Here is a 12,406-nt window from a genome sequence, read left to right on the forward strand (position 1 = left end):
ACCGTGCAACATGCTGAAATCGTTTATCTCTCGGACTTCTCCTGAAAACCTCCCGAAAACCTCCCGGCGCCGCAGAATGCGTCTAGGCGATGAACGCGATTTCGGAGGAGGTGAGAACGAGGCGAGCGCCGACCTTCGACTTGCGCTCGATGAACCCGTTGCGAGGGACCGCGTTCAGACGCGAGTTCCTGCGAAAGGCATCGCGCAGCCGGTTCATGCAGCGGTCGACCTGTTCGGGGTTGCTCTCCCGTCCCGTGCTGGCCTGCAGCGTGGCCGCGACGCTGTCCTTCGGCACCCAACCGCCAGCGGCCACGGCTTCCTCTGCGAGAAGGACGAATGCGTCGAAGTCGCGCGGTTCGACGGCGAGTTCGATGCCCTCGAAGACTACCCGGCGCCCGATACGGTCGATCTCGAGGCGCGCATTCAACGTCTGCGGTCCGGTGGGTACACGGGTCCGGGCAAGATCGAGCGCGAAGGGACGGTCCGGATCGTCGCGCAAGAGGTCCTCGGCGCGGGCAACCGTCATGCGGAGACCGTCGAGCTGGCGGGCCACCGCGGTAGGCAGATCGCAACTGCCCAAGCTGACAAGGGCGACGGGGGCTTCACTGTCGATGGCGCCGCGCACGTGATCCAAGATCTCCTGCGCGGTGTCTTCGCGCAGCCACCGGACGAGGCAAATCTCTGCAGCGCGCCCGTGGCTCTCATGTCTGCCGAGCCGCCAGACCCGTGCCGACAGCGCCGCAGGGCCGGGCCCGCCCAGCCCGGACTGCTCGCGGATCGCGCGGCAAAGCGCGGCGATATCGATGTCGAAGGTCCGGACGTCCAGCGCATCTTCGTAGCGCTCGCACTCGCCGGTCTCCGGATCGATCACGAGCAGGGAGTCGTCGACGACCTGGAAGACCGCAGCGCCGTCGTCGGACAGATCCTCCCGCTCCACGAGAATTCCGCGGTTGCGGAGTGACCGAACGACCCCGGGGTCGTAGAACTTCAGGTCGGCAGCGGCGACCGCGCGGATCGGATGACGATCACTCTGCCGCAGCAGCAGCCTGACCAGTTCTGCGGCGTTTGCGAATGTCATTGTCTTCCAGCATCTCGCGAATGAGTCGTTCGTGGGAATGGTCGCGCATGCTGACGGTGCGCGGCGGACGGATGGTCACCGGCACCACCACCTCCGCGTCGTCGACTTCGATGGTCACGTCGATCTTGGCGTGCACGATCCGCAGGTCGGCGATGTCGACGCCCGATGCGACGTCCTTCAGTCGCTTGAGGGCGTTCTGGGAATCGCCGAGCGTCAGGAACCACGGCGAACGGCGCAGACGTCCCGTCTTGGTGATCTCGGCCTCGTCGACCCTCACCTCGCGCAGGGCGACATGCGTGATGTCTCCATCGGGGTCGAAGTGGAATTTGAACGCGGCGCCCTGCGTCTGGAGCGGTTCGAGCGTGTAGAGTTGCTCCTTCGCCGAAGCCTCGAAGATGTCACCGTCGCCAAGGATGTGCTCTCCGAACAGCTTGATCAGCTTCTTGGAATCCGGCGCGGCCTTGGAACCGACCGTCATGGACCCTCGTCGAGGATCGTATTCGATGGTCGATTGGACGATCTCGCGAAACTTGAGCGTGTCCTCGGCGCCCTCCTGGTCGATGTTCTTCGTCTCGGGTTTCGACCCGTGCAGGATCAGGACGCGCAGCAGGTCCTCTTCCTCGAACCACCGCACGTCGCAGTAGTGGCCGTTATAGCGGCTCGCAAAATGTTGCCGCGCCGCCTCGGCAAAGGCGTCCTGCACACCGGCTTCGTGATGCCGCATCTCGACATCCTCCCTGTCGGCGTTGCGCTCGAGCTTGCTGGAATGCGCCAGGAATGCCGCAGCACTGAGCGCCCGGTCGAAGATGTTGCGGTGATCCAGCCATGTTACCAGCGCCATGAAGCGCGGGGTGAAACGCAGATCGTCCGCACTGCCATCGACGCGATGGGGGGCCAGGATGTCGACCCCGGCGTCTGTGGCGATTTCCTGGATGATTCGGGCTCCGACGTCCGTGGACAGGGTGGAGATGTTGTAGAGCGCGAACTGCAATTTGGCTGGGAACTGCGTGTCCGCCCTGGCGAAGAGATTGAAGATCGCCTCTCGGCGCTTGGCGTCTTGCTCGGGTAGCTCGTCCCAATCGAAATCGATCTGACTGAGGTAGGGGCTCAGCAGACGGTGGAGCAATTCGATATCCACGGTTCTCGAAAATGCGCGATCGACGAAATTTCTGATCCTCTTCGGCATATGATTTCCTTTCGGCCCTGAAACTCTCGCAGCCAGGTGAAAACCCGACCGCGCTCCGGCGACCCGCTTCATCTTGCGCGAAATGACGCGCCGCCGAAATTGGCCGAAGCGATGCTACCGATTCACTGCGCAAGCGCTGATGTGTTCCGATTATGTTCTATCCGATCGGACAACCGCGAGTCGAGTCCGTGACGGCTCCAACCGTGCCCGCCAGGCCCCGTGGGACGGTTCGCGAGTGCGGTGAGTAGGAGAAGGGCGAGACCTCACGGACTGGCCCTTCATGAAACGCCCCAATCCTCTGCCGCCCGACCAGATGACGCCCACCGAGCGCCGCGCGGAGTTGTGCGGTCTACTCGCCTTCGGTCTCGTCCGGTTGCGGATGCGGGATGGGGGCGAGGTATCCGACGACACTGGAGAAATTTGCCTACACTCTCCGGCCGACCGATGCCGTCATGCAACTCCAACTCACCGGAGAAATGCATGAACAAGCCCGATCCCATCCCCGCGCGCCTGGCCGCGCTGAAGACCGCCACGACGCCAGAACTGAAAGCGCAGTGGCGCGACCTGTTCGACAGCGAGCCGCCGCCCTTCAACCGTCGCTACCTGGAGAGCCGGCTGGCCTACCGCATCCAGGAATTGGCCTACGGCGGGCTGAAGCCAGAGACGATCCGGCGGCTGGAACGGCTGGGCGAGGAACTCGACGGCGGCGACCGCAAGAAAAGCCGCGTCCGGGCGGACACTATGCCCATCGCTGGCACGCGGCTGATCCGCGAATGGCAGGGCGTCGAGCACGTCGTCACCGTCACCGCCGTTGGCTTCGAATGGCAGGGGCGGCCCTACAAGTCGCTGTCCGCCATCGCCCGCGCCATCACCGGCACGCGCTGGAACGGCTGGTTGTTCTTCGGGCTGAAGAACCGGAGGGGTCGGACATGACGAAATCCCCCGCGAAACTTGGAATGATCCGGAAACAGCGCTGCGCGATCTACACGCGCAAGTCGTCGGAGGAAGGGCTGGAACAGGAGTTCAACTCGCTCCACGCCCAGCGCGAGGCCTGCGAGGCATACATCGCCAGCCAGCGCTCCGAGGGCTGGGTGCTGGTCCGCGATCAGTATGAAGATGGCGGCATCTCCGGCGGCACACTGGACCGCCCCGGCCTGCAACGCCTTCTGGAGGACATCGAGGACGGGCTGGTCGACGTGGTGGTGGTCTATAAGATCGACCGCCTCAGCCGCTCGCTGGCGGATTTCGCCAAGCTGGTCGAGGTGTTCGACCGGAACGGCGTCACCTTCGTCTCGGTGACCCAGTCCTTCAACACGACCACCTCGATGGGCCGGCTGACGCTGAACATCCTGCTCTCGTTCGCCCAGTTCGAGCGCGAAGTGACCGCCGAGCGCATCCGCGACAAGGTCGCAGCCAGCCGCAAGAAGGGCATGTGGATGGGCGGGGTGCCGCCCTACGGCTACCGTGTCGAGAACCGGAAGCTGGTCATCGACGACGAGCGCGCCGCGCGTGTCCGCTGGATCTTCGCCCGCTTCCTCGAGATCGGCTCGGGCACGGAACTGGCGCGGGAGGTCGCGAAGCGCGGCATCCGCACGCCGCGCGGTAACCGGATCGACAAGAAGTACCTGTACAGGATGCTCAACAATCGCGCCTACATCGGCGAGGCGGTCCACAAGGGCGCAAGCTACCCCGGAGAGCACGATGCCATCGTCGACCGCGAAACGTGGGACCGCGTCCACGCCATCCTGCAGGAAAGCCCGCGCAAGCGGGCAATGCGGACTCGCGCCGGGACGCCGGCGCTGTTGAAGGGGCTGCTGTTCGGACCGAACGGCGCAGCCTTTTCGCCGACGCACACCCGCAAGGGCGACCGGCTGTACCGCTACTATGTCAGCCAAACGGTGCTGAAGCACGGCGCCGGGTCCTGCCCGGTCGGCCGTGTGCCTGCGGGCGAGATCGAGGCCGCCGTCATCGACCAGCTGCGCGCCGTGTTCCGCCAGCCAGAGATTGTTGCGGGGACCTGGAAGGCCGCCCGCGTCCATGCCGACGACATCACCGAGGTCGACGCACGGACGGCCCTTCAGCAGCTCGACCCGCTGTGGGACGAACTCTTCCCCGCAGAGCAGGCGCGCATCGTGGCGCTGTTGGTCGAGCGCGTGGACATCGGCACGGACGGGCTCAACGTCCGGCTGCACGTCGACGGGCTCAGCGGTCTGGCCCGCGAGATGCTGGCCGGCGATATCGGAGAAGCTGCATGACCCGCGGGGCTCCGATCCCGGAGACGGTCACGCTCCACGTCCCATTTCGCGTCGTGAAGCGTGGCGGCCGGAAGGAGATTCAGATGCCCGAGGGCGCCACGCAACCGCGGCGGACAGACAACACGCTGGTCAAGGCGTTGGCCCGCGCGTTCCGCTGGAAGCGGATGCTGGAGTCGGGCGAGTTCGCGTCGATTTCCGAACTGGCTGAGCGAGAGGGCATCGCCTTCACATACATGGCGCGGCTTATGCGCCTCTCTCTGCTGGCCCCGGAAATCGTGGATGCCATCATGGAGGCTCGCCAGCCTGAGAGCGTCACGCTTGCGAACATGATGGATCCTTTCCCGTTGGACTGGAAGGAACAGCGGATGCGATTCCTGCAGCCCGGGACGAATGACATCTAGCGTCTGGCTCCATTACCCCAGCTTTCACGCCCAGATATCGCCGGCTCGGGTCGTGAAGGCCTTCTTCGCGTCGACATCTGCGACAAATTCAGACCACAAATCCTTGCTCAGCTTTCGGCGCGCGAAGGCGCCTGCCATTGCGAGAAACGCCTTGAGCACAGCGTGCATGTCTTCCACGTACCCGGAAAGGATCGTCTCGGTGCCGGAGCCGTATGCGAGAAATAGCGCCTCGCGATAGTTGGCCTTGCCGCGGTAGCGGGCTGCCTGGTGAACGAACCCCATAGGCCTCCGCTCAAGCCTCTGATCCCGCAGCGTCCTTGCAGCTTTCGAGCGAAAACTGTCGACGCCCAGTTCCTTGAACACACGCTCGCGTTTCAGGTCCTCCTCTGTCTTCCATGCGTACCACTTCGCCGATCCAGACAAATACCCGGCAGCTGCGCCCAGGGCGTCGTTCTTCGTAGAGGGGCGCGTCTGGAGCTTCCCGGCGCTGCCATTCCGCAGTGCATCGACCTCCGCCTTGTAGGTCTTCTCCACGAGACTGCTCACTCTCCAGCTAAACGGCGCCATGGCGAGGCCCCGGCTGGCGATCTGCTCGTCCCACAGCCGCGCCGTCCCAGCATGGTCCTCCTGGAAGGATCCGGATTGCGCGGCGGTCATCGCGCTCGCGGCGTTGGCGACGCCGTAGTACCAGGCCAGCACACCGACCCGCGCATAGTCCGCGGCCGTCGTTCCGCCTCGGAACTGGTCTAGGGCGGAGAGATGATGAAGCCCTAGGAAAAGCTGCTCGAGCACCGTGTTCTCAACCAGCACATCCATCGTCCGCTTGCCTTCCTTGCCATAGAAGGACGTCGCCGTTTTGAAGTCGATTCCCTCGTCCTCAGCGAGGATCCGCAGGGCACACATCCAGTTGACCGTCGACGGGAGCGCAAAGTCCGGCGCCGGCTTGCCCTTCGGCTCGTTGATCGTCCCCTGCTTGATGATGCGGTCGTACAGCATGAATTCTCGGGTCAAGGAAGTTCTATGCCCGACGCGAGCGGCGGAATCGGGCGTGCAAAACAGAGACTCGCGCGATAGTCTTCTGGAAAACAAGCCCTTTTCGTGAGTGCCCGTCCCGCATGTCCGACAGTCTGACCGACCTGATCCTCTCCCTAACACCCGAAGATGGCTCCTCCATCGGCAACGGCGCGATGATGGCGCTGCTGCGCGAGCGTGTGCCGGACCTGACCGACGACGATTACGCCGCCGCGCGCAATGCGCTGGTCGATGACGGGCTTCTGGCCCGTGGCCGTGGGCGGGGCGGGTCGATCATGAGGGTAGTCGATGCTGACGAGGATGAGGACGACGGCGAGGACGCCTGGGACGAGGATGCTGACGACGACGATGGGTTCGAACTGACCCACACCGAAGAGGCCGCGCCGCGCCCGCAACGGGCCAAGGCCGGGAAGAAGGCTGCGCGCAAGCCCAATGCGCCCACGCAGGTGCTCAGCTACCGCCATGGCGAGACCCGGGTGAACAACCCCGAGGTCGGGATGGTCCATGCCGGCACCGATCCGGATGGCGAGAAGACGATCTGGGCCTACGACCCGCATCTCGACCCGGTGCTGAACTTCGACTCTGCGCGGGCGGGGATCGAACGACTCATCGACGATGCGCTGGCCAGTGACGATCCCGAGCGAATGAAGGACGCATTGCAGGAACTGAAGCGGCTCCAGCGACCCTATCTCAACTGGACCGGCAAGGCGGAGCGGACCAGCGTCGAGGTCGATACCGTCTCGCTCCACGTCCATGAACGGGTGGATCCGGCGACGATCCTCGCCAACGCGGCGAAGCGGCTGAAGGGCAAGGACGGCGCGACGCAGTGGCGGCAGCCGGACCTGTTCGCGGCGCCCTTCGAGAACCTGCCGCTGCGCCAGGCGCTGGATTTCTACCACCACGAAAAGGGCTGGTCGAACCGGCTGGTGGCGGGCGACAGCCTGCTGGTGATGAACTCGCTCCTGACCAAGGAGAGCATGGGCGGCCGCGTCCAGATGATCTACATCGACCCGCCCTACGGCATCAAATACGGGTCGAACTTCCAGCCCTTCACGAACAAGCGCGAGGTGAAGGACCGCTCGGACGCCGACCTCACCCAGGAACCCGAAATGATCAAGGCGTTCCGGGACACCTGGGAGCTCGGCATCCACTCCTACCTCACCTATCTGCGCGACCGGCTGATGCTGGCGCGGGAATTGCTGACTGAGAGCGGGTCAGTGTTCGTGCAGATTTCCGACGAAAACCTGCACCATGTCCGACAGCTTCTTTCCGAGGTCTTCGGGTCCGAGAATACGATGTCTCTTATCAGCTACTCGACAACGGGTGGCTTCGCATCTTCTGGCCTGAGCAGAACCGGTGATTACATACTCTGGTTCGCAAAGAACAATGAGAAGGTGAAGTTCAACCGACTGTATCTTCAAAAGGATCGAGCGGAAGCCGCGCGCGGCGACTACGACCAAGCACAATTTGCGGATGGACGTCGCACTCCTTTGCCAAAGGAACAACGTCTCGGCATCAAGCCCATTCCAGAAAATGTAAGGCTCTTCACTGATGGAGACCCGAGTTCGCAAGGTGAGGGTGCCGCAACCGTGAGCTGGGAATGGTGCGGTATGACTTTTCACCCTGGTTCTGGAAACCACTGGAAGGCACCAGTTCCTCACGGAATGCGCCGGCTCACGAGAGCGAATCGATTCCTCATCACGCCGCGCGGAAAGCTCAGGTATGTTCGCTTTTTCACAGATTTCGATCAGGTGCCGATCACGGATAACTGGTTCGATATAGCTGGCGCGGTTCAGGATCGTGCGGATCCGAAAGTCTATGTGGTTCAGACCAGCAACAAGATCATTGAACGCTGCTTGCTCATGACCACCGATCCCGGCGATCTGGTGCTCGATCCCACCTGCGGTTCCGGCACCACCGCCTTCGTCGCCGAGAAATGGGGGCGGCGCTGGATCACCTGCGATACCTCCCGCGTGGCGATCTCATTGGCCAAGCAGCGGCTGATGACCGCCAGCTTCGACTACTACGCGCTCCGCTATCCCCATGAGGGGCTGGGCGGCGGCTTCGACTACGAGACGAAGCCGCGCGTTATGCTCGGAAAAATCGCCAACAACCCCGACATCGACACCATCTACGACGAGGACCACCCGAAGATCACAGCGGCGCTGGCCGACCTGAACGCCACGCTGACCGCTGCCCCGCCGAAGCCGCTCAAGCCCACGCAAGGAGCGCGCAAGGGCAAGCCGGTAGACTTCGCCCGGGGCGACACCCTGCAAGAATGGGAGGTGCCGTTCGACTGGCCCGATTCTGAAAATGGTGGGGACTGGCCAGAGGCCGCCCGCGCGCCCTTCGACGCCTTCCATACCTCCCGCCAGGCGATGCAGCGCCGCATGGACCAGTCCATCGCCGACCATGCCGAGCAGGAGACGCTCTATGACAAGCCCCGCATCGACAAATCCAAGCTGCGCATTTGCGGGCCCTTCTCGGTCGAGGCGGTGCCGGCGCCGACCGTCCTGTCGCTGGACGAGAGCATGCCGCCGCAGGAGGCCGACGAGACCGTCGCCCGCTCCGGCGAGACGTCCCGCCAGGCGCTGTGGCGCGACGAACTGCTGAAGACCGGCGTGCGCGGCAAGGGCGGCGCCATGCTCCGCTTCGCCGAGTTCGAGACGCTGCCGGGGCTACGCCATATCCATGCCAGTGGGTCGGTGGCCGAGACGGGCGAGCGCGTCGTCGTCAGCTTCGGCCCCGAACACGCCGCGATGGAACAACGCCAAGTGGAGATGGCGCTCGACGAGGCGCAGAGCCTGCGACCCTCGCCGAAATTTGTCCTGTTCTGCGCCTTCACCTTCGACCCGGAGGCCGCGAAGGACATCGACGAGGTGAACTGGCCTGGCGTGACGTTGCTCAAGGCGCAGATGAACACCGACCTGCTGACCGAGGACTTGAAAAAGAAGCGGTCCTCCAACCAGTCCTTCTGGCTGATGGGCCAGCCGGACGTGGAGCTGCGCAAGCGCGACGACGGGTTGTGGGAGGTCGAGGTGAGCGGCTTCGACTATTTCGACCCGAAAACGGGCGACCTGATCTCAGGCGGCAAGAAGCAGATCGCCATGTGGGAACTGGACGCCGACTACGACCAGCGATCCCTGATGCCACACCAGGTGTTCTTTCCGATGGCGGACGCAAAGGGCGGCTGGAACCGCCTGCGCAAGACCGTGCGGGCCGAGCTCGACGAGGACCTGCTGGAGCAGTTTCACGGCACCGTCTCGCTGCCCTTCGAGGCCGGCGAGAACCGGCGGATCGCGGTCAAGATCGTGGACGACCGCGGGATCGAGTCGCTCAAGATCATGCCGCTCGAGGACTGAGCCGATGTCGCTGATCATCAACAAGCCTTGGGAGCGGCCCGAGCAGCACTGGACCGAAGGCGCGGGTGGCAAGCTCGAGATCAAGCCGGAGCGGCGTCCGGCGAGCTACGAGGTTTTCGACGCTCGGACGAACACCAAGCGCGTGCACGATCTGGCACTGGTCAACACGATCCGCGATCGCGTCGATGCCTGGCGGGCAGATGGCAGGCCGGGCGTGACCATTGTCACGAAGAAGCTGCTGGAGCATTGGCATGACCAGGAGGCGCGGCGGCATCCCTTCTATTTCTGCCAGCTTGAGGCGATCGAGACCCTGATATGGTGGATCGAGGGCGCGGAGGCCTACAAGCAGGGCATCGCGATCCCCGGCGACGGCGGAGCATGGCAGCGCCTCTGCAACAAGATGGCCACGGGCGCCGGCAAGACCGCCGTCATGGCCATGATCATCACCTGGCAGGTGCTGAACGCGCTGACCTATCCGAAGCGGAACAAGGACTTCAGCCGCGCGGTATTCATCGTGGCGCCGGGGCTGACCGTGAAGGAACGGCTGCAGGTGCTGATGCCCAGCGAGGGCAGTTATTACGACGAGTTCAACCTGTGCCCGTCCGAGGCGCTGCGCCAGAAGCTGAACCAGGCCGAAGTGCTGATCGAGAACTGGCACACGCTGATGCCGCTGAAGGAAACGGACCGCTCGGTGGTCAAGAAGGGGCGCGAGTCCGACGAGGCCTTCACGCGGCGCGTGCTGGGAAAGCTGTCCGCGCACAAGGACATCATCGTCATAAACGACGAGGCGCACCACGCCTATCGCAAGCCGCCAGAGTTGAAGATCAGCAAGAAGGCGGCCGCTGAGCAGGGTATCGACCTGGACGAAGCCACGCGCTGGATCGAGGGGCTTGACCGCGTTCACAAGACCCGGCGCATCCAGCGCTGTTTCGACCTTTCGGCCACGCCCTTCGCCCCAACAGGCAAGACAAGCACAGAGATTGCGCTGTTCGACTGGATCATCTCGGACTTCGGCCTGAACGACGCGATCGAGGCCGGGCTGGTGAAGACGCCGCGCGTGGTGGTCCGCGACGATGCTGTCCCGGACGCCACGACGCTGCGCTCGAAGCTCTACCACATCTACCGCGATCCATCTGTCTCCGAGGATTTGAACCGCGCGAAGGCAGAGCCGCACGAGGCTTTGCCCAAGCTGGTCCAGGACGCCTATACGCTGCTCGGTGCCGACTGGCGGGAAACCCGGGCGCGTTGGCAGGAGGCTGGGCATCACTCGCCGCCTGTCATGCTCACGGTCTGCAATCGCACCGAGACCGCGGCCCGCATCGAGAACTACTTCAACAAAGGCGATGCACACTGGCCCGAACTGCACGCGCCAGCCCGCACGCTTCGCGTCGACTCGAAGGTGCTCGAGAAGGCGGAGATCGGCGAGACCGCCTCATCTGACAAGGACTACGAAGCGTGCTTGAAGAAGATCATCGACGCGGCAAACCTTCCCGAAACCCGCCGCCAGCAGTTCCTTGAACTGAAAAAGGAGGAACTGCTCCGCGAGATCGTGGACAACGTCGGGAAGAGGGGTGCCGCCGGTCAGGACCTTCAAAACGTCATATCGGTGGCGATGCTGTCGGAGGGATGGGACGCCAAGAATGTGACGCACATCATGGGGCTCCGCGCCTTCACCTCCCAGCTGCTCTGCGAACAAGTCGTCGGGCGCGGTTTGCGCCGCGTGTCCTATGACACTGACGAGAACGGCCTGTTCCTGCCCGAATACGTCAACGTCTTTGGCGTGCCGCTCTCTATCTCGGAGACCGGCGAAGGCGGTGAGGCGCCGCCACCCCCGAAGCCAACCACCCAGATCGAAGTGGTGCCCGACCGTGCGCATCTGGAACTTCGCTGGCCGAACGTGCTGCGCGTGGAGACGGTCGTCAAACCGGAACTCGCCATCGACTGGAGCAGGGTCCAGCCGCTCGTGCTCGATCCTGCCAGCACACCGATCAGCGCCGAACTCGCCCCGGCGCTCGGCGGCGCGACGGACATGGGCAAGGTCACCGCGATCGACCTCGAGAAGCTGCCGGATGGCTTCCGTCTTCAACGCCTCGTATTCCAGGCTGCACGGAAGACATTTGCCGAGCTAAGCCATGGGTTCACCGGCACCCACGAGTATCTGGCGGCGCAGCTGGTCCGGATCGTCGAGGCGTTCCTCAACTCGGACCGTCTCGACATTCCGTCGCTGTTTCACTCCGATCCGCTTCGCCGGCGGATCCTGATCGCGCTCAACATCGATCTCGTGGTCCAGCATGTACTGAGCAACGTGACCGAGCAGAACACTGAACGTCTGACGCCGGTGTTCGACGAGGAAAGCCCGATCGGTGCAACCGGGTTGATGCGTACCTGGTACACGACCAAGCCGTGCTTCCCGACGACCAAATCGCACATCAGCCATCTGGTTGGAGATTCTGCCTGGGAGGGCCACGCTGCCAATACCTTCGAGAAGCGCGAGGACGTTCTTGCCTACGCCAAGAACGATCACCTCGGTTTCCAGATCTACTACATGTGGGCGGGCTCCCGGCGGCGATACGTCCCGGATTTCCTGGTCCGTCTCGCTGGCGGCACGATCCTCGCACTCGAGATCAAGGGCACCGACAGTCCTCAGAACAAGGCCAAGCGGGACGCGCTGAACGAATGGGTGAAGGCGATCAACGCAGCAGGCGGTTTCGGACGCTGGGCTTGGGATGTCGCGTTCAAGCCGGGCGAGGTGCAGGACATCATCACGAGGCACGCTGCCGTCGCCGAGCCTGCAGAATAGAGCTGGCGTTTCAGCCAAAGCGCGACAGAGTTGTTCGATCCCGGTTCCAATTCTATAGCGCCACTGGCATCGAAGTGTTTAGGTTGGGTTGCGAATTTATCTCTTAATTTCAGGAGCTTGAAGGCTCTACACCAAATCCGCGAAGTCGAGAGGTCCGGAGAATTCCGGCCCTGAGAGACCGCTTTCGGGCCACTTGGCAACAGGGCCAGTGCTCAGCCCCTCCCGCATAACCCTCGAATACAACGAGAAAATCCGGCCGCAGCCGGATCGGGAGAACGCTTTCGCTGGGGCA

8 protein-coding genes are annotated in these 12,406 nt (G+C 63.6%); 5 read left to right on the forward strand and 3 right to left on the reverse strand.

The window, feature by feature from the left end:
- Positions 1 to 82: 82 nt before the first annotated feature.
- Together BU124_RS04505 and BU124_RS04510 are read right to left on the reverse strand one after the other, a co-directional pair.
- Positions 83 to 1,078 (reverse strand): hypothetical protein, encoded by a 996-nt coding sequence (locus tag BU124_RS04505; protein WP_084861268.1) that lies wholly within the window; start codon positions 1,076 to 1,078, stop codon positions 83 to 85.
- Entirely contained in the window at positions 1,026 to 2,264 is a 1,239-nt protein-coding gene (locus tag BU124_RS04510) for a hypothetical protein (RefSeq protein WP_084861269.1), read from the reverse strand. Before BU124_RS04510 ends, BU124_RS04505 begins: the two co-directional genes overlap by 53 nt.
- A 480-nt stretch (positions 2,265 to 2,744) precedes the next feature.
- Between BU124_RS04510 and BU124_RS04520 the strand changes: the two genes are divergently transcribed.
- The 3 genes from BU124_RS04520 to BU124_RS04530 are packed head-to-tail and all read left to right on the forward strand — an operon-like array spanning position 2,745 to position 4,920.
- Positions 2,745 to 3,197 (forward strand): DUF2924 domain-containing protein, encoded by a 453-nt coding sequence (locus BU124_RS04520; protein WP_084861271.1) that lies wholly within the window; start codon positions 2,745 to 2,747, stop codon positions 3,195 to 3,197.
- Positions 3,194 to 4,519, forward strand: a complete 1,326-nt coding sequence (locus BU124_RS04525) for a recombinase family protein (RefSeq protein WP_084861272.1) — start codon at positions 3,194 to 3,196, stop codon at positions 4,517 to 4,519. Before BU124_RS04520 ends, BU124_RS04525 begins: the two co-directional genes overlap by 4 nt.
- Positions 4,516 to 4,920: a hypothetical protein gene (locus BU124_RS04530; protein WP_084861273.1), complete on the forward strand. Its 405-nt coding sequence runs from the start codon at positions 4,516 to 4,518 to the stop codon at positions 4,918 to 4,920. Before BU124_RS04525 ends, BU124_RS04530 begins: the two co-directional genes overlap by 4 nt.
- Positions 4,921 to 4,944: 24 nt before the next feature.
- Here the strand turns inward: BU124_RS04530 and BU124_RS04535 are convergent, their stop codons facing one another.
- Entirely contained in the window at positions 4,945 to 5,916 is a 972-nt protein-coding gene (locus BU124_RS04535) for a hypothetical protein (RefSeq protein WP_084861274.1), read from the reverse strand.
- Positions 5,917 to 6,035: 119 nt separating this feature from the next.
- Between BU124_RS04535 and BU124_RS04540 the strand changes: the two genes are divergently transcribed.
- Both BU124_RS04540 and BU124_RS04545 read left to right on the forward strand, forming a co-directional pair.
- On the forward strand, positions 6,036 to 9,314 hold the full coding sequence (locus BU124_RS04540; RefSeq protein WP_084861275.1) for a site-specific DNA-methyltransferase: 3,279 nt from the start codon (positions 6,036 to 6,038) through the stop codon (positions 9,312 to 9,314).
- A gap of 4 nt (positions 9,315 to 9,318) precedes the next feature.
- Positions 9,319 to 12,114 (forward strand): BPTD_3080 family restriction endonuclease, encoded by a 2,796-nt coding sequence (locus BU124_RS04545; protein ID WP_084861276.1) that lies wholly within the window; start codon positions 9,319 to 9,321, stop codon positions 12,112 to 12,114.
- Positions 12,115 to 12,406 lie beyond the last annotated feature (292 nt).

It is taken from the genome of Salibaculum halophilum, from assembly GCF_002094885.1.
GTDB classification, from domain to species: Bacteria; Pseudomonadota; Alphaproteobacteria; order Rhodobacterales; family Rhodobacteraceae; genus Salibaculum; species Salibaculum halophilum.

What these genes read in the sequence shown, in the direction of transcription:
- BU124_RS04505 (WP_084861268.1), bottom strand. Translation starts at nt 1,078, where the DNA reads ATGACATTCGCAAACGCCGCAGAACTGGTCAGGCTGCTGCTGCGGCAG.
- BU124_RS04510 (WP_084861269.1), bottom strand. Translation starts at nt 2,264, where the DNA reads ATGCCGAAGAGGATCAGAAATTTCGTCGATCGCGCATTTTCGAGAACC.
- BU124_RS04520 (WP_084861271.1), top strand. Translation starts at nt 2,745, where the DNA reads ATGAACAAGCCCGATCCCATCCCCGCGCGCCTGGCCGCGCTGAAGACC.
- BU124_RS04525 (WP_084861272.1), top strand. Translation starts at nt 3,194, where the DNA reads ATGACGAAATCCCCCGCGAAACTTGGAATGATCCGGAAACAGCGCTGC.
- BU124_RS04530 (WP_084861273.1), top strand. Translation starts at nt 4,516, where the DNA reads ATGACCCGCGGGGCTCCGATCCCGGAGACGGTCACGCTCCACGTCCCA.
- BU124_RS04535 (WP_084861274.1), bottom strand. Translation starts at nt 5,916, where the DNA reads ATGCTGTACGACCGCATCATCAAGCAGGGGACGATCAACGAGCCGAAG.
- BU124_RS04540 (WP_084861275.1), top strand. Translation starts at nt 6,036, where the DNA reads ATGTCCGACAGTCTGACCGACCTGATCCTCTCCCTAACACCCGAAGAT.
- BU124_RS04545 (WP_084861276.1), top strand. Translation starts at nt 9,319, where the DNA reads ATGTCGCTGATCATCAACAAGCCTTGGGAGCGGCCCGAGCAGCACTGG.